This window comes from Micromonospora citrea (assembly GCF_049629545.1).
Classification (GTDB): Bacteria; Actinomycetota; Actinomycetes; order Mycobacteriales; family Micromonosporaceae; genus Micromonospora; species Micromonospora citrea_A.
Window position 1 is genome coordinate 36,129 of the sequence record NZ_JBNADX010000007.1, and the last position, 20,121, is coordinate 56,249.

Below are 20,121 nucleotides of genomic sequence, written 5' to 3' on the forward strand. Positions count from 1 at the left end.
GAGGTAAGGCCGCATAATGTCCGACTTCCCGTTCCTCTCGGTGCTCACCGTGGCGCCGCTGGTCGGCGCCCTGGTCGTGGCCTTCCTGCCACGGCGGCGGCCCGAGCTGGCCAAGCAGGTGGCCCTCGCCTGGTCGCTGCTGGTGCTGGTGCTCTCCGTGGTCATGTGGGTCTCGTTCCAGGTCGACGGCGACCGGCTCCAGTTCCGTGAGTCGTACCCGTGGATCCCGACCTGGGGTGTCAACTTCACCTTCGCCGCCGACGGCATCGCGCTGGTCATGCTGATGCTGATCGCGGTGCTGGTGCCGCTGGTGATCCTGGCGTCCTGGCACGACGCGGAGGCGTCGAAGCGCTCCGTGCCGGTCTACTTCGCCCTGCTGCTCATCCTCGAGAGCACGATGATCGGCGTCTTCGCCGCCGCCGACGTCTTCCTGTTCTACGTGTTCTTCGAGGTCATGCTGGTGCCGATGTACTTCCTGATCGGCAGCTACGGCGGCCACCAGCGGCAGTACGCGGCGGTGAAGTTCTTCCTCTACTCGCTCGTCGGCGGTCTGTTCATGCTCGCCGCGGTGATCGGCCTCTGGGTGGTCGGCGGGAAGACCTTCGACTGGCAGGCGCTGACCCAGGTGGACATCTCCACCGGCACCGAGCGCTGGCTGTTCCTCGGCTTCTTCCTCGCCTTCGCCATCAAGGCACCGTTCTTCCCGTTCCACACCTGGCTGCCGGACGCCGGTGGCGCCGCCCCGGCGGGCGCCGCCGCGCTGCTGGTCGGCGTGCTGGACAAGGTCGGCACCTTCGGCATCCTGCGGTACTGCCTGCCGCTGTTCCCGGAGGCGTCGAAGTGGTTCGCCCCGTGGGCGCTGGCGTTGGGCCTGATCGGCATCATCTACGCGGCGCTGCTCGCGGTCGGCCAGTCCGACCTGAAGCGGCTGGTGTCGTACACCTCGATCGCCCACTTCGGCTTCATCGGGGTCGGCATCTTCGCCTTCACCACCCAGGCCGGCACCGGCGCGGTGCTCTACATGCTCAACCACGGCCTCGCCACCGGCCTGCTCTTCCTGGTCGTGGGCATGCTGATCGCCCGCCGTGGCTCGGCGCTGATCAAGGACTTCGGCGGCGCGGGCAAGCTGGTCCCGCTCCTGGCCGGCGTGCTCTTCTTCGCCGGTCTGGCCTCGCTGGCGCTGCCCGGCACGGCGCCCTTCGTCTCCGAGTTCCTGGTGCTGATCGGCACCTTCACGGTGAACAAGCCGGTCGCGGTGATCGCCACGCTCGGCATCATCCTGGCCGCCGCGTACGTGCTGTGGATGATCCAGCGGACCACCCAGGGCACGCTCAACCCGGAGCTGACCGAGATTGAGCCCATGCGCCGGGACCTCAGCCTGCGCGAGAAGGTCGTGGTCGCTCCGCTGATCGCCCTGATCGTGCTGCTCGGCTTCTACCCGAAGCCGGTCACCGATGTCATCAACCCCGCCGTCCAGGCGACCATGCAGGACGTCGGCAAGACCGATCCCGCCCCTGAGGTCGGCAGCGTCCAGGAGGCTGCGAAGTGACCGAGCTGAAACTGCCGTCGATCGACTACGCGGCGCTCGCTCCCATCCTGATCATGCTGGGCGCCGCCCTGCTCGGCGTGCTGGTGGAGGCCTTCGTGCCGCGCCGCAGCCGGCACCTGGCGCAGCTGTCGCTCGCTCTGGCGGCGGTGCTGGCCGCGCTGGTGATGGTGGTGCGGGGCGCCGGCGACCGGCTGATCACCATCGGCGGGGCGATCGCCATCGACGGCCCGGCGCTCTTCCTCCAGGGCGCCATCCTGGTGCTCGCCGCGATGTCGCTGCTGCTGATCGGTGAGCGCTCGGTGGAGCGGGGCGGGGCGTTCGTCGCCCAGGCCGCGGTGACCGCCGAGTCGGCCGACGACCGGCGGCAGGCGGAGGGGAGCAACGGGGCCACCGAGGTGTACCCGCTGACCACCTTCGCGATCGGCGGCATGCTGATCTTCGTGGCGGCGAACGACCTGCTGACCATGTTCATCGCGCTGGAGGTCTTCTCCCTGCCGCTCTACCTGCTCTGCGCGCTGGCCCGCCGCCGGCGGCTGCTGAGCCAGGAGGCGGCGATGAAGTACTTCCTGCTCGGCGCGTACGCCTCGGCGTTCTTCCTGTTCGGTGTGGCGCTGATCTACGGCTTCACCGCCGGGATCCCGGGCCGGGCGGCCGGCGTCGACCTCGCCACCGTGCACGCCGCCGTCAAGGAGTCGCCGGCCAGCGAGGTGCTGCTCTTCGCCGGCATGGCACTGGTCGCCATCGGCCTGCTCTTCAAGGCCGCCGCGGCGCCGTTCCACGTCTGGACGCCGGACGTCTACCAGGGCGCCCCGACGCCGGTCACCAGCTTCATGGCGGCCTGCACCAAGGTCGCCGCCTTCGGCGCCCTGCTGCGGGTCTTCCACGTGGCGTTCGCCGACGCGGCCTGGGACTTCACCCCGGTCATCGGCGCGGTGGCGGTGCTCACCATGCTGGTCGGCGCGGTGCTGGCGGTCACCCAGACCGACATCAAGCGGCTGCTGGCGTACTCGTCGATCGCCAACGCCGGCTACCTGCTGGTCGGTGTGCTCGCCCCGAGCGGCGCGGGCATCTCCGGCACGATGTTCTACCTGGCCGCGTACGGCTTCTCGGTGCTGGCCGCGTTCGCCGTGGTGACCCTGGTGCGCGACGCGGACGGGGAGGCCACCCACCTGTCCCGCTGGGCCGGACTGGGTCGCCGCTCGCCGTTCTACGCCGGCATCTTCACCTTCATCCTGCTGGCCTTCGCCGGGATCCCGCTGACCAGCGGCTTCACCAGCAAGTTCGCGGTCTTCGGCCCGGCGCTGGAGGCCGGCCACGCCTGGCTGGTGGTGGCGGGCGTGCTGACCAGCATGGTGCTGGCCTTCCCGTACCTGCGGGTCGTGGTGATGATGTGGCTCTCCGAGCCGGGCGAGAGCACCCCGACGGTCACCGTGCCGGGTGGCCTGACCGCCACCGCGCTGATGATCGGCGTGGTGGCCACCCTGGTCCTCGGCGTGGTCCCGGCCCCGCTGCTCGACCTGGCGACGGACGCCGCAGCGTTCGTCAGATGATCCACTTTTTCCGGATGCGGGGCCGGGGCGCGGTGGCGCACCGGCCCCGCGCCGGTATCCCCGCCCCGGAGCAGGTCGAACGGGTGTGGCATGGTTGATGGCGTGGTGATTCCGGCTGGCGAGGGTTCAGGCGTCGTCGGCTCCGGCGGTCGTCGGGGCCGGGCGGGCACGAGTCAGATCGGCGCGCTCGGCGTCTACCTCGCCGACCCGCGCGTCGAGGCCTCCGTGCTGGGTCTGCTCGACTCCGTCGAGGTCGACCTGCGGGCCAGCGTGGCCAGCGCCGACCCGTTCGTCACCGAGGCCGCGCGGCACCTGGTGGAGGCCGGCGGCAAGCGATTCCGGCCGATGCTGGTGGCGCTGGGCGCCCAGTTCGGTGATCCGGCCGCCGCGCAGGTCGTCCCGGCCGCGGTGGTGATGGAGCTCACCCACCTGGCGACGCTCTACCACGACGACGTGATGGACGAGGCGGCCGTGCGGCGGGGCGCGCCGAGCGCCAACTCCCGCTGGACGAACTCGGTGGCCATCCTGGTCGGCGACTACCTCTTCGCCCGGGCGGCGGACATCTCCGCCGAACTCGGCCCGGAGGCGGTCCGCCTCCAGGCGCGCACCTTCGCCCGACTGGTCCACGGTCAGATCGCCGAGACCGTCGGCCCCCGTGCCGGCGAGGACCCGGTCGCGCACTACCTGAACGTGATCGCGGAGAAGACCGGCTCGCTGATCGCCACCTCGGCCCGCTTCGGCGGCCTGTTCAGCGGCGCGACCGTCGAGCACACCGAGGCCCTCGCCGGGTACGGCGAGACGATCGGGGTGGCCTTCCAGCTCTCCGACGACCTGCTCGACATCGCCAGCGAGTCGGTGCAGTCGGGCAAGACGCCCGGCACCGACCTGCGGGAGGGCGTGCCGACCCTGCCGGTGCTCTACGCCCGGGCGTCGGACGACTCCGACGCGGCCTCGGTGCGGCTGCGCGAGATCCTGGCGACCGGCCCGTTGGTCGACGACGCGCTGCACGCCGAGGCGCTCGGCCTGCTCCGGGAGAGCCCGGCGCTGAAGCGGGCCCGGGAGACCGTCCGCAGCTACGCCGAGGACGCCAGGGCACAGCTCGCCCCGCTGCCGCAGGGCCCGGCCCGCCGCGCCCTCGAATCCCTCTGCGACCACATCGCCGACCGCACCGGCTGACCGACCGGCGGCGCGTCCCGGCCCGGACGGTCAGTTCCTGGCGGTGAGCATCCGGCTGCCGAGCAGCATGAACGCGGCGGCGGCCAGCATCGCCACGGCGGCGGTCAGCCACATCACCGGGTAGCCGAAGGCGGCGGCGGTGGCGCCGAGGCCCAACGGGCCGAGGCAGCCGCCCGCGTACACCCCGGTCTGGGTGATCGAGGTGGCGGCGGCGGGCGCCTGCGGATGCAGCCTGACCACGGCGAAGTTCATCAGCCCCGGCCAGGCCCAGCCCAGACCGAAGCCGAGCACCACGCCCACCGTCAGCGGCACCGCGCCGGCCACGGCCAGCAGGCCCAGCCCCACGGCCCCGACGACCAGCATCCCGGCGATCACCGCGACGTGCCCCTCGGCCCGCCGGTCGGCCAGCCAGCCCCCGGCGACCCGGGCGGTCACGCAGACCGCGCTGCCCAGGGTGAGGGTGAGGCCGGCCAGTCCGGGCGCGAGGCCCCGGGCCGCCGCGGAGTCGACCAGGAAGGTGCCCAGCGCGTTGGCCGCCGCCGCCGCGAGCGTCGCGGCCACCCCGACGACCACCAGGGCCGTGCTGGCGCGCCCGCCGCGCGTCCCGGCGGCCCGTGCCGCCGGCCGGGCCTCCCCCGGGGGTACGGCGGGCAGGGCGGCCAGTGCGGCGACGGCGGCCGCCGCGAACGCCCAGCGCCACCCGGCGGTGAGCGCGATGGTGGGCACGGCCGCGCCGGCGAGCAGCGTGGAGGCCGGGATCGCCGCCTGCTTCACCCCGAAGGAGAGGCCCTGTCGGCGGGCCGGCACGTGCCGGGCCAGCGCGGCGTTGCTGGCGAGCTGGCCGAGCGCGTTGGCGGCGGCGCTCAGCCCCAGCAGGATCACCAGCGCCGGGTACGAGCGGGCGAGCACCGCGATGGCGAGCAGGCAGCCGGCGGCCAGCAGGATGCCGGCGCGGCCGACCACGGCCGCGCCGTACCGCTCGACGAGGCGGCCGGAGGGGACCGACGCCAACGCGCTGACGCCGAAGTAGACGGAGACGGCCAGCCCCAGCCCGGCGGGGGAGAAGCCGAGGTCGTCCCCCATCTGCACGGCCAGGCCGCCGACCAGGAACACCGGCAGCACGGAGGCGATGGTGGTCGCGACGGCGCCGGCCCCGGCGCGCAGCGGAGGCACCGCGGGCCGGCTCGGCGAGGGGTCGAGGGCGGTTCCGGTCATGGTTCCGCCAACCTACGTGAGCCCGGCTCACGACGACCCGGCGTGTCGGAGCGATACACGCCACGTACGGGCTGATCTGCCATCCTCGACCCGAACGGGCGTTCCGTCCCCGGGCTGTTTTTCATATGGTGTAAGTCCCCGGCTGCGGAGGTGGTTGTGCGCGACCCCCTGGCGGAGCCTTCGGACCTGATCCGGAGCGTCTCCCGCGCGCTACGCGTGCTCGAGTCGGTCGGTCGTGCCCCGAAGGGCCTGACCGTCAAGCAGATCGCCCGGCGGTGCGAACTGACCGTCGCCACCACGTACCACCTGGTCCGGACCCTCGCCTACGAGGGCTACGTGATCCGCCGGGAGGACGGCACCTACATCGTGGGGCTGGAGGTGGCCGACCGGTACCGGGAACTGGTGACCGCGTTCCGGGGGCCGCCGGTGGTCGGTGAGACCCTGCGCCGGGCCGCCGTCGACACCGGCTGGAGCCACTACCTGGGCCGCTTCGTGGGCGGGCAGGTGGCCGTCACGGCGGTCGCCGAGGGTCCGCGCTCGCCGTACCTGGAGGACCTGGTCCCCGGCTTCGACGAGGGGGCGCACGCCACCGCCCTCGGCAAGGGCCTGCTCGCCACCCTCACCGCCGAGCAGCGTTTCCGTTACCTGCGCGAGTACGGCATGCGCCCGTTCACGGCGGCCACCCTGACCAGCCCCGAGGCGTTCGAGGCCGACCTGGCCGCGGGGGACCGGCGCGGCATGCAGTTGGAGCTGGGCCAGTTCCGGCAGGGGGTGGCCTGCGCGGCGGTGCTGGTCACCCCGGACAAGGACATCGAGCGCCGCGTGGTGCTGGCCTGCGCGCTGCCGGCCAGCGAGATGATGACCTCCGCCCGGGTGGTCCGGGCCAAGCTGCTGACGGTCGCCCGCTCCGTCGCCGACGGCATCGCCACGGAGAGCTGACCCCGACGAGCGGCGCGTCGTCGTCATCTGGGCCGCCCGGGGTGCCTGGTTGCCCGCTACAGACCTGATCGCACAGATGGATCAGCGTGGTGCGGCAAACTGGCGCGGCGCGGTGCGGACGAAGAGCAGGCGGCAGCACCACTGCCGGCGGCGGATGCCGGGACCATCCCGGTCGGCAGGAAGTTTGTCGCATCGTCTGCACAGGCTTCCCGTCAGATGCGTCCGGCGTGGCGGGTGATCCATCTGTGCCATCAGGTCTGTAGCAGCCGCCCAGCCCAGCCGCCCAGCCGGCCGTCGCACACCCGCCGAGTCGCCCGCGCCGGTCCGCCCGGCGACCGAGCCGGCGAGCGGCTGCTCCGTGCCGGGTCGACGCCGGGTCGACGCCGGGTCGACGCCGGGTCGACGCCGGAAGGGCCCCGTCCCTGGCGGGGAGCGGGGCCCTTCGACCGGTGGTCCAGCGCCGGACCACCGAGGAAAACGTCAGCTGCCGATCGGGCCGCCGTCCAGACGCCAGGTGACCACCACGCCCGGCTTGGCGTAGTCGCCGTCCGGCCAGGTCGACACCGGGCTGTCCACCGTCGCGCCGGTGACCTCGCCGGGGTGCTGCACCGCGACGAAGACCGAGCGGCGGTCGCCGGTGATGAACGGACCGCAGGCCTCCGCGCCGATCGGCACGGTGAGGAACTGCTTGAGGTGGCCGCGCTCCGGCCCCTCGACGGCGGTGGCGAAGAGGCCGTCGTTGCTGCCCAGCGCGTTGCCGTCGGTGGAGATCCAGAGGTTGCCGGTGGCGTCGAAGGCGACGTTGTCCGGGCAGGAGATCGGCGAGACCTTGGTCTTGTCGTACCCGGCGAAGTAGGTCGACGGGTCGGTCGGGTCGCCGGCGACGATCGGCAGCGACCAGGCGAAGGTCTCGGCCGTGTTGTCGCCCCGGTCCTCGACCAGTTCCAGGACCTGCCCGTGCTTGTTGAGGTTGCGCGGGTTGGCCTCGTCGGCCGGGGCCTTGCCGGGCTTGCCGCGGTCGGTGTTGTTGGTCAGCGCCACGTACACCTTGCCGGTGAGCAGGCTCGGCTCGACGTCCTCCGGCCGGTCCATCTTGGTCGCGCCGACCTTGTCGCCGGCGAGCCGGGTGAAGGTCAGCACATCCGCGGCGGTCATCCCCTCGACGTACGAGCGGTTGCCGCTGACCAGCTTGATCCAGCGGCCCCGGCCGTCGAACGCCCCGTCGGCCGGGAGCTTGCCCGAACCGTCGATCTCGGCGGCGCTGGTCTGCTCGATCTTCGCCACGTAGAGCGTGCCCGACTCCAGCAGGGTCAGGTTGTGCTTGCGCGCCACCCACGAGTCGCCCGGCAGGAACTTCTTGTCGGAGACGAACTTGTACAGGTAGTCGAAGCGCTCGTCGTCGCCCATGTACGCGACCACGTGCCCGTTCTTCGCCACGATGACGTTCGCGCCCTCGTGCTTGAACCGGCCCAGCGCGGTGTGCTTGCGCGGCCGGCTCTCCGGGTCGTACGGGTCGATCTCCACGACCCAGCCGAACCGGTGCGCCTCGTTGGGGTGCTTCGCCAGGTCGAAGCGCTCGTCGGCCCGCTCCCACTTCCGGCTGCCGCCCGGGTACCGCGCGGTGGTGGTGATGCCGTACCGGGCCAGCTTCGGCTTCAGCTCCTCCGGCGCGGCGTCGCCGCCGACGAAGTACTGGTTGAAGTTCTCCTCGCCGGAGAGCACGGTGCCCCACGGGGTGACCCCGCCGGCGCAGTTGTTCAGCGTGCCGACGACCGTGCGGCCCTTCGGGTCGGCGGCCGTACGCAGCAGGGCCGAGCCGGCGGCCGGGCCGGTCAGCTCGAACTTCGTGGCCAGCGCGGTCACCCGCCGGTTGTACGGCCGCCGGCCGTTCGCGACCGGACGCCACTGCCCGGTGCCGTCGACCCGCTCCAGTTCCACCACGGACATGCCGTGCGCGGCCATGGCCACCCGCAGCTGTTCCACGGTGAGCGCGTCCATCGTGGTGAAGCCGGGGAACATCAGGTCCTCGTTGGTGTACTCGTGGTTGACCACGAGCAGCGCCCGCCGGCCGCCCCGGTCCAGCGGCAGCACCCCGACGAAGTCGTTGTTGTAGCCGAACTGCTTCGACTGCGCGGCGGCGGTCTGGCCGCGCAGGTCGAACGCCGGCGCGCCCGGGACGACCGGGTCGCCCCAGCGGATGACCACCGCGTGGTCGTACCCGTTGGGGACGACCAGGGTGTCGAGCTGGTTCGGCGGGATCGGGCTGAAGGTCAGCGCGCCGCTGCCGGTGCCCGGCCGCGGGCGGCCGAAGCCGGCCGCCTCCGGCACCACCGGAGCGGCGGGCGCGGCGGCGGCCGGGGCCGCGCCGGCCAGCGCGCCGGCCGCCGCGCCGCCGAAGCCGAGCACCAGCGCGCCGACCGCGCCGGCCCGGACCACACCGCGCCGGCTGACCTCGGCGGAGACCACGTCACCGAAGTACGCGTTGTCGGAGGTGTTGGGGACAGGGTGGTCGCAGGCGTTGCCGCACCGGTACAGACAGGTCATCGCGTCACGGCTGCCGTGGCGGGTGGTGCCCAGCAACGGGAGCAGCCGGGGTCGGTCGCTCATGGGGTGCCTCCTGGAAGCAAAGGTTCGGTGGCACGCGGATCGCTGATCGGCGTGCGTACCGGCCGGACGCTGCCAGGACGCGGTGAGCGGCCCTCGGATTGAGCGTGAACGAGGTGTGAACAGCTGTCGCGGTGAACCGATCCGGGTCACCGCGCGTATCCACGGACGAACACCCACCCGCCCGACTCGCCGCGGAGAGCGAGGGGATCACCATCAGCGACCACGACGCCCAACTGCTGCGCGCCCTGCACGACGAGCACGCGGAGGCGCTGTTCGCGCACGCGCTCCGGCTGGTCAACGGCGACCGGACGCGGGCGGAGGACCTGGTGCAGGAGACCCTGCTGCGGGCCTGGCGCCATCCCGAGTCGCTCGACCCGCGACGCGGATCGGTGCGCGCCTGGCTCTTCACCACCGCCCGGAACCTGGCGATCGACGCCTGGCGGCGTCGGTCCACCCGGGTCGGTGAGGTGTTCACCGATGACCTGCCCGAGCCGCCGGAGGCGGTCGACGAAGCGGAGCGCGCGGTGGAGGCGTGGACCGTGGCCGAGGCGCTGAACCGGCTCAGCCCGACCCACCGGGAGGTGCTGGTCGAGTGCTTCTACCAGGGCCGATCGGTGGCCGAGGCGGCTGCCCGACTGGGCGTGCCACCGGGGACGGTCAAGTCCCGCACCCACTACGCGCTGCGCTCACTACGGTTGGTCCTGGCCGAGATGGGGGTGACCGGATGACCCGCTGCGAGTTCGCGCACGACGACGGCGCGTACGTGCTGGGCGCCCTCGCCCCGGCCGACCGTGCCGCGTACGAGCGGCACCTCGCCGGCTGCGCGGCCTGCCGGGAGGCGGTGTCCGAGATCGCCGTGCTCCCCGGGCTGCTGGGCCGGCTCGACCCGGCCGCGCTGGAGGAGTTCCTGCCCGCGCCGCCGGAGACCACCCGGGTGCCCGACCTGCTCGCCGCCGCCCGGGACCGCCGTCGTCGTGACCGGTCGCGCACGCGCCGACGGTACGCCGTGACCGCCCTGGTCGCTGCCGCGTTCGCGCTGGTGGTGGGCTTCGGTGGGGCGACCGCGTTGCGTCCGGCCGGCCCCGCGCCCGCGCCGACCGTGCAGGCGGTCCGCATGGTCGCCATGCAACCGGTGTCGGCGAAGACGCCCGCGGTGCACGCCGAGATCGGACTGACCGGGACCGAGTGGGGCACCGAGATCACCATGCGGTGCGGGTACGACGCGACCGCCGGCTACGGCAAGGCGTACACCTTCCGGCTGGTGGCGTACGGGCCGGACGACGCGACGGAGCAGATCGCCTCGTGGCTGGCCGGCCCCGGGGACGACGTACGCCTCACCGGCGCGACCCGGTTCACCGACGCCGAACTGGTCCGGCTGGAGCTGATCCGCGCCGACGGCACCCCGGTCCTCGGCTACGACGTGCGCTGACCCGCGTCCCGCGCCCGGCCGGTCCGTCGGGCGCGGGTGGGGCTCATCGGGTGGCGGGGACCGGCGCCAGGGCGCGGGCGGCGGCCCGGGTACGCCGGCCGCGGTGCAGCGCGTCCACGGTGAAGATCACCAGCGCCACCCAGACCAGGGCGAAGCCGGCCAGCCGGGCCGGCGGCATCGGCTCGTCGAAGATCAGCACTCCGCAGCCGAGCTGGAGGATCGGGGCGAGGTACTGCAACATGCCGAGCCCGGAGAGGGGCAGCCGGTTGGCCGCGCCGGCGAAGAGCATCAGCGGGACGGCGGTGGCCGCCCCGGCCAGCACCAGCAGCGCGGTGTGCCCGGCCGACACCTGCCCGAACGTGGCCGCGCCCCGGGACGCGAGCCAGCCCAGGTACGCCAGGGCGGGCAGCGCCAGCACCGCCGACTCGACGAAGAGCCCTTCGGCGGCGGGCAGCCCGAGCCGCTTCTTGACCAGCCCGTAGCCGGCGAAGCTGAAGGCCAGGGTGAGCGCCAGGTACGGCAGCCGGCCGTAGTCGACGGTGAGCACGGCGACGGCCAGCGCGCCGACGCCGAGCGCCGCCCACTGCGCCGGGCGCAGTCGCTCGCGGAGCACGAAGACGCCGAGCAGGACCACGACCAGCGGGTTGATGAAGTAGCCGAGGGCGGTCTCCACCACCCGGTCGGAGTTCACCCCGTAGATGTAGGTGCCCCAGTTGAGCGCGATCAGCACCGCCGCCGCGCCGATCCCGGCGAGGGTACGGGGTCGGCGGGCCAGCGCGCGCAGGAAGCCGACGTTGCGCATCGCGGCCAGCACCAGGGCGACGAAGACCACCGACCAGACGATCCGGTGCGCCAGGATCTCCACCGCGCCGGCAGGGCGCAGCAGCTTGAGGTAGACCGGGAAGAAACCCCAGATCAGGTACGCGCCGAGGCCGTAGAGGTAGCCGAGCCGGGTCTGGTTCACCGCTCCACCGTAAGGGCCGGTGAGCCGCTCTGCTCCTTTCCGGTGAGCGGATTCACCGGCCGCCGGTCCAGCTCCATCCAGCGCTCCGGCGCGACCGGGGTGAAGCCGATCCGGGCGTACACCCCGTGCGCGTCGAGGGTGGCGAGCAGGATCCGGTGCACACCGAGGGAGGCCAGGTGGTCCCGGACGGCCGTGGCCAGCCAGGTGCCCAGGCCGCGCCCCCGCTCCTCGCGGGCGACGTAGACGTCGCAGAGCCAGGCGAAGGTGGCCCCGTCGGTGACCACCCGGGCCACCGCCACCTGCCCGCCGTCCGGCACCCGGTGCACGCCGTACGGGATCGAGCCGGCGAAGGCGCGTGCGACGGTCTCCCGGCTCCGCCCCAGCGCCCAGTACGCGTCGGTGCAGAGCCAGTGGTGCACCCGGTCCAGGTCGATCCGGTCCGGGTCGGTGCTGAGCAGGTAGCCGTCGTCGCGGGTCAGGGTGAACACACCGGCGACGCTAGCCCGGCCGACCGCCGGCCGCGCCGGCCAATTCCCGCCCGCTGGCCGTCGTCCCGGCCGGTGGGCGGGCCGCCCGGCCCGCGTCACGGCCCGCTGCCCGGTCGCAGCGGGCCGCACCGGCGCGGCGGTGGCTCAGTCGCGGTCGAGCACGGCCCCGAGGATCCAGGTCACGATGCCGACGAAGAGCGCGCCGAGCACCGCCTCCGGCCAGAAGCTGTCCACGTGGAAGGGCAGCCCGGCCTGGTCGGCGATCCAACTCGTCAGCAGGAAGAGCAGGCCGTTGACCACCAGCGCGATCAACCCGAGGGTCAGCAGGTACAGCCCGCAGCCGACGGTCTTGATGATCGGTTGGAGCACGGCGTTGACCACGCCGAAGATCACGGCGACCAGCAGCAGCGTGCTGACCGTCTCCACCGCCGAGTCGGAGTCCAGGGTGATGCCGGGGATGAGCAGCGTCGCCAACCAGAACGCGACGGCCGTGGCACCCAGCCGGATCAGAAGGCCCTTCAGAAAACCCATGGCCGGGATGGTGCCACGCGAGATCCAGCCGGGGAAGCCTCCGGCGGCTGCGGAATCAGCGCCGCGCGGGCCGGCCGATCAGCTGCGACTCGATCGGCGTGGGGGAGAGCAGCGCCCAACGCAGCGCCCGCCGGTTCACCACCGCCACCATGTCGTCCCGGATCCGGGTCAGCCACTCCGCCGAGCCGCCCAGCCCCAGCGCGGTGCCGGCCAGCGCCGCCTCCTGCGCGTCCAACGGTTGCAGCACGGCCAGGTCGGCCCGGCCCAGCACGTCCACGTCGGACGCGGTCAGCTCGTCGCGTACCACCAGGGTGGCCCGCCAGGCCGGGCCCGGCGTCGGCTCGATCGGCGTCGCGCCGGCGTCGACCACCAGCAGCAGCGGGCACAGCGGGGAGCCGGGGGCGCCGCCCACCGGACGGCCGGGCGGCAGCACCGCCACCCCGCCCCCGGTGCTGCCCACACCCCGCACGAACGGTTCCCACACCCTGGGTCGGCCGGTCTGCACCGCCACCCGTGCGCCCAGCGCCATCGCCCGCAGGACCAGCAGTTGCGCCGCACGTACCCCGCCGACGAGAACCAGCCGGGTGCCCTCGGCGCGGAACAGCCGCACGGTCACCGCCCCACCGTGCCGGTTCGCGCCCACCATCAGGCCCCCGCCGCCGATCGACAGTTCCAGCGGCTCCGGCTCGGGGCCGGGCGGAGCGGGGCCGCCGGCCACCGCGAGCGGCAGGGTGGTGGCCAGTCCGGCGAGCTGCTCGCCGTCGAGCCGGCGCACCTCACCGCCGGCGTCGGAGACGAGCCGGTGCAGCGCCTGTGCGGCCAGCGCCAGCTCGTCGGTCGTCCAGGCGGTCAGTCGTACCGTCAGCTCGGCCGGCGCCGGGACCGGATCGGCCCCGGCGTGCGGACCCGCGCAGAGCGCGACGCTGGTCGCGGTCGCCGGCAGCGCCAGCAGCCGGGACACCAGCCGCCGGCCCAGGTCGGTCCGGGGGTCGGGCCAGCGGGTCAGCCGGAAGCCGGCCTGGAGCAGGTCACCGGAGGAAACCGTCTGCCAGGTCTCCCGGGTCGCCCGCCCGCCGTCGTGGTGGGCCAGCTCCCCGAGTACGCGCAGCGCGGCGTGCTCGCCGAGCGGACGCCCGCCGGCCGGCCCGAGGCGGCGCAGGATCCGGCGTACGGTGCCGGAGAGGGCGCGTCGCAGCTCTTCGTCGGACCAGCCGTCCACCCGCAGCACCCGGACCGCCAGCAGGGCCCGCTCCTGGCCCGGCAGCCGCCCCTCGGTCAACTGCCGGTACGACGTCCCGGCCGTGCCGCCCGCCGCGCCGGGCGCGGGCGCTGCGGCGGCGTGCAGGAGGAGTTGGACCCGCACCGGCGGGTGGTCGGGTGCGGCCGACGGGAGCAGCGTGGCGGGCGCGGGCAGCGGACGCCGGCCGTCACCGAGCAGGTCGCCCGGATCGCCCAGTTCGAGCAGGGCGGTCAGCCCGGTGGCGTCGTCGACGACGGCGGCGGGCTCGCCGGACAGCTCGGCGGCGCGCACCGCCGCGCCCGGGAGCACCAGGTCCAGCAGGGCGTCCGGGCCGGCGGTCGGGGCGAGGGCGTGCCGCCGGGTCGCGTAGCCGAGGGCGGTGCCCAGCCACTCGAAGAGCCACCGGCCCCGCCAGCGCACCCAGGCCGTGGCGAGCAGGGCGCCGGCGGCGAGCAGGGCGAGCCCGGTCGTCGCGGCGCCCCGGCCGGTTGCCGCGACGGCCAGCGCCACCGCGACCTGGGCGGCCACCACCTGACCGGCGCGCACGGCGGTCGACGGGCGGGCGGCCGTGAGCCACTGCGGCGGCAGCGGCTGGCGGTGGACCGCCCCGGCCGGCCGTCCGGTCGTGCTCGCCGTCACCGCGTCTCCTCCGCTCGACGTGTCGGGCCTCTCGGCTCCGGTGTGCCGGCCGCGACGGGGGTGTCACGCCGTTCACGCGACCGCACCGCGACGGCGGCGTGACCCATGGTAAGGGTCGGCGGTTCCTCCGGTTGTCCACAGGGGAGGGCGAGGGGGTAGCACGACGGCGATCGGGCCGCTACCGTCAGCGACGAGTTCGGCTGACCGTGCGCGCCGGGGCACCCACCCGGCGCAACGTCCACCGTGGACGTGCCGACGGCCCGCCACGATCGAGGAGACGAGGTGACGTCCGGGTGTCCCAGACCCAGGCAGAAGCCGCGGTGATGCAGCAGACCGCCGCGAAGTTCGAGCAGGTGGACCAGTCCCTGCAGAGCATGCTCAGTGGCCTGTTGGCCGAGCTGGAGGTGTTGCAGCAGGCCTGGCGGGGCGCCGGTGGGCGTTCGTTCGAGCAGGTCAAGCAGCAGTGGTCGCAGGACCAGGCGGCGTTGCAGCGGGCGCTGCGCGAGACCGCCACGGCGATCCGCACCGCCGGCCAGCAGTACGACGCCTCGGACTCCGAGGCCGCCGGCCGGGTCGCCGGCACCCACCGCGGCATCCAACTGCCGCTGTAACCGCACCCGAGGGGGAGGACATCCGATGGACAACGGTGTGCTGGTCGTCAACTTCGCCGCGCTGCAACAGGCCGGCGCGGACATCCAGAAGGCGTTGAACACGCTCGACTCGCAGCTCGGCCAGCTCGAACGGGACGCCGCCCCGCTGGTGGCGAGCTGGGCCGGCGAGGCGCAGCAGGCGTACGAGCAGCGGCAGGCGCGGTGGCGCTCCGCCTCGCAGGACCTCCAGGCGATGCTGCGGGACATCAAGCTCGCGGTGGACGACTCCGCCGGCGACTACCTCAACACCGAGAAGAGGAACGTCGGCCTGTTCCAGTGAGACCGGCCGCGCGGCGGCCGTGCCACGGTCGCCGCGCGGCTCGACCGGGCGGCAGCCGGTGGGTCAGGCCGGGCCGGCCGGGCGCCAGCCGCGCCGGACGCCACGCGGCAGCACCAGCGCCAGCAGCACCGCCGCCGCCACCGCCGCGCCGGTGATCCCGGCGACCAGCAGCGCCCGGTCCCGGGCCGCCGCCCGCCGATCCGACCGGGCGAGCAGCGCCGGGTCCGGACGGTCCGCCGGCAGGGTGGCCGGCGGGCGGTACGCCACCGGCCCCGAGCCGGTGTCGGCGACCGCCCGGTACGGGTTGAGCACCCCGGCCCCGTACCCGCCGCTGCCACGGTCGCCGGGCGCCGGGTCGGCGGTGCTCACGATGCGCTCCGCCACCTGTGCGGCGGTCAGGTCGGGCCGGTACTGCCGGATCAGCGCCGCCGTGGCCGCCACGAAGGGTGCCGCGTAGCTGGTGCCCTCCGCCCGGTGGTGCCCCTGCCCCGGCGCGGCCATCAGCACGTCACCGCCGGGCGCGACCAGGTCGACGTACGGGCCGGTCTGGGAGAAGTCGGCCCGGGAGCCGTCGGAGCCGATCGCCCCCACCCCGAGCACGCCCTCGTAGGCGGCCGGGTACGGGCGGGGGTCACCGCTGTCGTGCAGGTTGCCGGCGGCGGCCACCACCACCACGTCCCGGCGTACCGCGTAGCCGACCGCCGCGCGGACGGCCGGGTCGTCCGCGTACAGCACCACGGAGAGGTTCAGCACGTCGGCGTCGTGGTCCACGGCCCACCGGATGGCCCGGGCGAACTCCGCCGCGCTGACCGTACGCCCCGACTCCCGCCCCTCGACGACCTGCTGCTCGCTGACCCGTACCGGCAGGATGCGAGCCCGCGGCGCCAGCCCCTGGAAGGCGACCCCGTCGCCGGGGGCCGCCGCGATGATGCTGGCCACCCCGGTCCCGTGACCGGCGCAGTCGCGGCTGCCGTCGCCGCCCGGGTCGAGGAAGTCCGCCCCGTCGAGCACCTGACCGCGCAGTTGCGGGTGCCGCCGGTCCACCCCGGAGTCGATCACCGCGACGGTGACCCCGGCACCGGTGGCCAGGGGCGCGAGGCGTTCCGGGGCGTACCGTTGCTGGGCCCAGGGCAGAGCGGCGACGGCGCGGGCCGGGGCGGGCGGGGCGGCGCACCCGGGCGCGGCCGCGCGGGCCGCCACGGGCGCCGGGACGGCGGCGCCGGCCGGGGTGACCGACGACACGGCGACGGCCGGGAGCCCGGTCAGCAGGGCTGCGGCCAGGGCCACGAGGGCCGGTCGCGTGCTGGGCCGGTACATCGACCGCCTCCGTATCGTGTCGACTCCGGAACGGGATGTTATCGCTCCGAGGTCGCGGCGGCGGCCCGCCGTCGGTCCAACCCATTGTGATCTTGTTCGTACCTTGTAGGTTGTACGCGATGCCTATGGCCTGTTAGCGGGAGGAGAGGTGGCCGTGACCGACTGGGAGCCGGCTACCGAGGTCGAGGCGGCGCTGCGGGACGCGCTGCGCGCCAACGACCAGGAACTCTACTTCCGCATCCTCGCCGGCACCGACCTGTTCCTCCCGGTCTCCGCGCAGGCCCTGGCCGGCGATGCGCCGATGGGCTGGGGCACCTGGACCACCGGTGGCCGGACGCACGTGCTGGCCTTCACCTCACCCGCCGCGATGCGCGCCTGCCTCGGCGCCGACGCCGGCCCCAGCCGACGCAGCCCGTACGCCGACCTCGCTGCCGCCTGGCCCCACCACGAGTGGTGGCTGGCGGTCAACCCGGGCCTGCCGGTCGAGGGCTACCTCCCGGCCTGGTTCGTCTCGCAGCTCTCCCGGGGCGACGTGCGGCTGCCCGGCCGCACCATGGGTGCCCGCGCCCGGCTGGAACGGGTGGAGTCGCTCGCCGCCGAGCAGCCCGGCCCCGCCGACGCCTGGGGGCAGCCGCAGCCACCCCCGGCCATCGGCGGCGGGCAGCCCGACGCCGCGTCCGCCCGCCCGGCCGCCGGGCGGGAGCCGCACCCGGCGCGGGCCGCCCACGCGCCCGCCCCGGCGGGTACCCCCGGTGGGGCACCGACGGTCCCCGCCCCCGCGACCCGCCCGGAGGCCGTACCTGCCGATGCCGGGACCCCGGCGAACGGTGAGCCCGGCTCCCGGCCCGACCCGCGCGACGGTGGCGCGGGCCGGACCGGCACAACCTGGCCGATCCCACCGCGGCGTCGCCTGCTCGCCGACGGACCGCCCGCCCGGTCCGCCGGGGACGAGGGCCCGCCCAACGGGCACAGCTCCTTCTTCGAGCCGGCCTCCGGCCGGAGCGCGGCGGCCCGGGCGTTCCGGGACAACCCGCTGCGCTCGGGCGAACGAGCCGCCCCGCCCCTGCGGCCCGGGCTCGGCGGCCAGCCGTTCCCCCGCCGCCGGCCCGCCGGCCAGCCGGGCGACGACCCGACCCGCGCGTTCCGGATGGACACCGACCAGGCGAGGGTGACACCCCCGGTCCCCGGGCCTCCGACGAACGGCCTGCGGCCCGACCGGCCGACGGAGGAGCCCACCCGAGCCTTCCGGGTGCCGGGCCCCGAGGCCACCCAGGCCCTGCCCCGCCGCCAGCCGACGCCCGCGCCGACACCGGCCGAGGAGCCCACCCAACCGCTGCCCGACCCGTCCCCGCGACCGGTGCCCGCGCCGGCCCCGGTCGAGGAGGTGGCGCAGCAGGCGCCGGTGTCGTACGCCGAGCCGGTCTCCGCGCCGCCCGCGCCGCGCCGGGGCTTCTCGCCCATCGTCATCGAGGGCACCGTCATCGAGTCCCGGGACCTGCCCGTCTCCGACGAGCCCGTGCCGGCTCCCGCGCCCCGGCCTGCCGCCCCGCCGGTCGACGCCGGCCGTGACGGGCAGGCCGCCCCGACCGGTTCCGGCGCACCCCCGCACGGCACTGCGGGTGGCCCGCCCACCGGTCCGGTCGGGCCCGTGGCCGAGGCGCCGACCGAGCCGATCGTCCCCGCCTCCGGCGAACCGACCCGGCCGATCTCGCCGGTCGCCGGGCCCGTCCCGCCGGTGCCGGAGCCACGGACCGAGCCGGCCGCGCCGGGCGCGGAGGAGCCCACCGAGCCGCTCGCCTCGCTCTTCGCCGACCGGTCGGGGTCGGTGGACCGGGCGGAGCCGACGGTGTCGTTCGGGTCGGTGGACCGGGCGGAGCCGACGGTGTCGTTCGGGTCGGTGGACCGGGCGGAGCCGACGGTGTCGTTCGGGCCGGTGGATCGGGCGGAGCCGACGGTGTCGCTCTTCGCCGACCGGTCGGCGGCGGTCCCGGCGGACAGTGGCGTCGAGCCGGCCGTCGCCACTGCCGAGGCGGCGGTGCCGTCCGGACCGGCGACGGTGTCGAGTCCGGTACCCGAGCCGGCCATCGCCGACTCCGGACCGGACGACCCCCACCCGCCGGCCGCGTCCCCGGTGGACGAGGCGTACCCGGTGGACGGCGGCACCGGGGAGCCGGTACGACCCGCACCGGAAGCGGCCGTGTTCCCACCGCCCGCCGATCCGGCCTTCCTGCCGGCCAACGAGGTCGAGGAGGAGTTGCTGGACGCGGCGGGTGCCGGCAGCACCGACACCTTCCTGTCGACCCTGCTGCTGGCCCGGGTGCTGCTGCCCGTCGCCCCGGACTCGGCCCCCGGCAGCCGCCCCGGCGACCCCGGCTTCGTCTGGCGTACCGAGGAGCTGGACGGGGAGCGCTACGTGGTCGTGCACACCTCGCCGGAGCGGCTGGCCGACCACGCCGACGCGGGCGTGGAGACGGTCGAGGTCCGGTTCGTGCAGCTGATCCGGCGCTGGCCGGACGAGCAGTGGTCGTTCGCGGTCAACCCGGGCACGCCGGTCGGGGCGAAGCTGCCGGGTGAGCAGATCGTCGCGCTGGCCAACTGGGCGGCCGAGATGGGGCTCGGCGACGACGCGGAGCCGGAGGCGTCGACCGAGCCGGCGCCGGTCGAGACCCCGCGGTACGTCCCGACGGCCAACGACCCCACCAAGCCGGTGGTCATGCAGAAGGCGATCGCCCCGAGTCAGCTCGCCTACTACCTGGAGCGCGGCTACGACCGGGTCTCCGGCTTCGTGCACCGGGCCAACGAACTGGCCCACCTGACGACCCCCGCCCAGCTGCACGACGCGCTCGGCCTCGGCTACCCGGACTCGCCCTTCGCCCGGGACGCCGAGACGATCTACGTGCTGCGCTGGCCGGCGTACCGGCCGAGCCTCTACCGCATCCCGTACGGCGGGCAGAACGAGGCCGCCATGCGGGCGATGGAGGGGTGGGTCATCGAGCGTGCGCCGTTCCGGGGCAACGGGTTCGCGCCGGGTGAGAGCAGCGACGTGGTGGCCGAGTTCAAGGTGGACAGCGCCCGGTTGCCGCACGGCGCGCAGCTGTGGCGCATCGGCGTGGACGGCACCGAGCGGGTGATCGCCATCCTCGACACCGACACGCTGCTGTGGCGACAGGTGGGTGAGCCGTGACGCGCGACGGTTACGTCGCCCGCTGGCGCGGGCGCGAGTACCAGGCCAGCCCCGACGGCGACGACGTCCGGATCTACCAGCCCGAGCCCGGTGAGGGCTTCGAGGAGGTACGCCCCGGCCGGCACGTCCGGGTCATCCCGGCCACCGAGGTGGAGGACCTGGCGTACGTGCGGACCACCTGCACCTGGCAGGGGCAGCCGTTCATCGTCCTCGGCGAGCACGACGGCTGGCTGCGGGTGGAGTACACCGGCGGCCGCTGGCCGGTGGCGAAGGCGATGGGCCTGGAGGTCTTCGACTTCGGCGTCTACCAGGGCTGGGCCCCCGCCGCCGAGGTGGCGGACCTGCGCGAGCAGCGGGTCTGAG

17 protein-coding genes are annotated in these 20,121 nt (G+C 74.7%); 10 read left to right on the top strand and 7 right to left on the bottom strand.

Annotated features, from left to right (window positions below):
* Positions 1-16: 16 nt before the first annotated feature.
* The 3 genes from ACPFP2_RS10045 (at position 17) to ACPFP2_RS10055 (ending at position 4,275) form a co-directional block, all read left to right on the top strand.
* Positions 17-1,549, top strand: a complete 1,533-nt coding sequence (locus ACPFP2_RS10045; protein WP_424088299.1) for an NADH-quinone oxidoreductase subunit M — start codon at positions 17-19, stop codon at positions 1,547-1,549.
* Positions 1,546-3,099, top strand: coding sequence for an NADH-quinone oxidoreductase subunit NuoN (gene nuoN / locus ACPFP2_RS10050; RefSeq protein WP_424088301.1), 1,554 nt, complete (start codon positions 1,546-1,548; stop codon positions 3,097-3,099). Before ACPFP2_RS10045 ends, nuoN begins: the two co-directional genes overlap by 4 nt.
* Positions 3,100-3,189: 90 nt before the next feature.
* The gene (locus ACPFP2_RS10055; RefSeq protein WP_424088303.1) at positions 3,190-4,275 is read left to right on the top strand and encodes a polyprenyl synthetase family protein; all 1,086 of its coding nucleotides are present in this window, start codon (positions 3,190-3,192) and stop codon (positions 4,273-4,275) included.
* 30 nt (positions 4,276-4,305) lie between these two features.
* Here the strand turns inward: ACPFP2_RS10055 and ACPFP2_RS10060 are convergent, their stop codons facing one another.
* Entirely contained in the window at positions 4,306-5,490 is a 1,185-nt protein-coding gene (locus ACPFP2_RS10060) for an MFS transporter (protein ID WP_424088305.1), read from the bottom strand.
* A 156-nt stretch (positions 5,491-5,646) separates the two neighbouring features.
* Between ACPFP2_RS10060 and ACPFP2_RS10065 the strand changes: the two genes are divergently transcribed.
* Complete coding sequence (locus tag ACPFP2_RS10065; RefSeq protein ID WP_424088307.1) at positions 5,647-6,429, top strand: IclR family transcriptional regulator; 783 nt, start codon at positions 5,647-5,649, stop codon at positions 6,427-6,429.
* 480 nt (positions 6,430-6,909) lie between these two features.
* Here the strand turns inward: ACPFP2_RS10065 and ACPFP2_RS10070 are convergent, their stop codons facing one another.
* Entirely contained in the window at positions 6,910-9,036 is a 2,127-nt protein-coding gene (locus ACPFP2_RS10070; protein WP_424088309.1) for a PhoX family protein, read from the bottom strand.
* A gap of 233 nt (positions 9,037-9,269) precedes the next feature.
* On the opposite strand from ACPFP2_RS10070, the gene ACPFP2_RS10075 reads away from it, so the two are divergent.
* Positions 9,270-9,764: a sigma-70 family RNA polymerase sigma factor gene (locus tag ACPFP2_RS10075; protein WP_424088634.1), complete on the top strand. Its 495-nt coding sequence runs from the start codon at positions 9,270-9,272 to the stop codon at positions 9,762-9,764.
* Positions 9,761-10,465 carry an anti-sigma factor family protein gene (locus ACPFP2_RS10080; protein ID WP_424088311.1) on the top strand — a complete coding sequence of 235 codons (705 nt, stop codon included), beginning with the start codon at positions 9,761-9,763 and terminating at the stop codon, positions 10,463-10,465. The genes ACPFP2_RS10075 and ACPFP2_RS10080 overlap by 4 nt, the downstream gene beginning before the upstream one ends.
* A 43-nt stretch (positions 10,466-10,508) precedes the next feature.
* Here ACPFP2_RS10080 and rarD read toward each other — a convergent pair whose 3' ends face one another.
* The 4 genes from rarD to eccE form a co-directional block, all read right to left on the bottom strand.
* On the bottom strand, positions 10,509-11,429 hold the full coding sequence (gene rarD, locus ACPFP2_RS10085; protein WP_424088313.1) for an EamA family transporter RarD: 921 nt from the start codon (positions 11,427-11,429) through the stop codon (positions 10,509-10,511).
* Positions 11,426-11,917, bottom strand: a complete 492-nt coding sequence (locus ACPFP2_RS10090) for a GNAT family N-acetyltransferase (RefSeq protein ID WP_424088315.1) — start codon at positions 11,915-11,917, stop codon at positions 11,426-11,428. Before ACPFP2_RS10090 ends, rarD begins: the two co-directional genes overlap by 4 nt.
* 144 nt (positions 11,918-12,061) lie before the next feature.
* Positions 12,062-12,448 carry a phage holin family protein gene (locus tag ACPFP2_RS10095; RefSeq protein ID WP_424088317.1) on the bottom strand — a complete coding sequence of 129 codons (387 nt, stop codon included), beginning with the start codon at positions 12,446-12,448 and terminating at the stop codon, positions 12,062-12,064.
* Positions 12,449-12,503: 55 nt separating this feature from the next.
* Positions 12,504-14,327: a type VII secretion protein EccE gene (gene eccE / locus ACPFP2_RS10100; RefSeq protein WP_424088319.1), complete on the bottom strand. Its 1,824-nt coding sequence runs from the start codon at positions 14,325-14,327 to the stop codon at positions 12,504-12,506.
* 293 nt (positions 14,328-14,620) lie between these two features.
* On the opposite strand from eccE, the gene ACPFP2_RS10105 reads away from it, so the two are divergent.
* Entirely contained in the window at positions 14,621-14,938 is a 318-nt protein-coding gene (locus tag ACPFP2_RS10105; RefSeq protein ID WP_424088321.1) for a WXG100 family type VII secretion target, read from the top strand.
* A 25-nt stretch (positions 14,939-14,963) separates the two neighbouring features.
* Positions 14,964-15,257 carry a WXG100 family type VII secretion target gene (locus ACPFP2_RS10110; RefSeq protein ID WP_424088323.1) on the top strand — a complete coding sequence of 98 codons (294 nt, stop codon included), beginning with the start codon at positions 14,964-14,966 and terminating at the stop codon, positions 15,255-15,257.
* 63 nt (positions 15,258-15,320) lie between these two features.
* On the opposite strand, the gene mycP is transcribed toward ACPFP2_RS10110, so the two are convergent.
* Complete coding sequence (gene mycP / locus ACPFP2_RS10115; protein ID WP_424088324.1) at positions 15,321-16,574, bottom strand: type VII secretion-associated serine protease mycosin; 1,254 nt, start codon at positions 16,572-16,574, stop codon at positions 15,321-15,323.
* 154 nt (positions 16,575-16,728) lie between these two features.
* Between mycP and ACPFP2_RS10120 the strand changes: the two genes are divergently transcribed.
* Positions 16,729-19,758 carry an SseB family protein gene (locus tag ACPFP2_RS10120; RefSeq protein ID WP_424088326.1) on the top strand — a complete coding sequence of 1,010 codons (3,030 nt, stop codon included), beginning with the start codon at positions 16,729-16,731 and terminating at the stop codon, positions 19,756-19,758.
* On the top strand, positions 19,755-20,120 hold the full coding sequence (locus ACPFP2_RS10125; RefSeq protein WP_424088328.1) for a hypothetical protein: 366 nt from the start codon (positions 19,755-19,757) through the stop codon (positions 20,118-20,120). The genes ACPFP2_RS10120 and ACPFP2_RS10125 overlap by 4 nt, the downstream gene beginning before the upstream one ends.
* The last annotated feature ends 1 nt before the right edge of the window (position 20,121 follow it).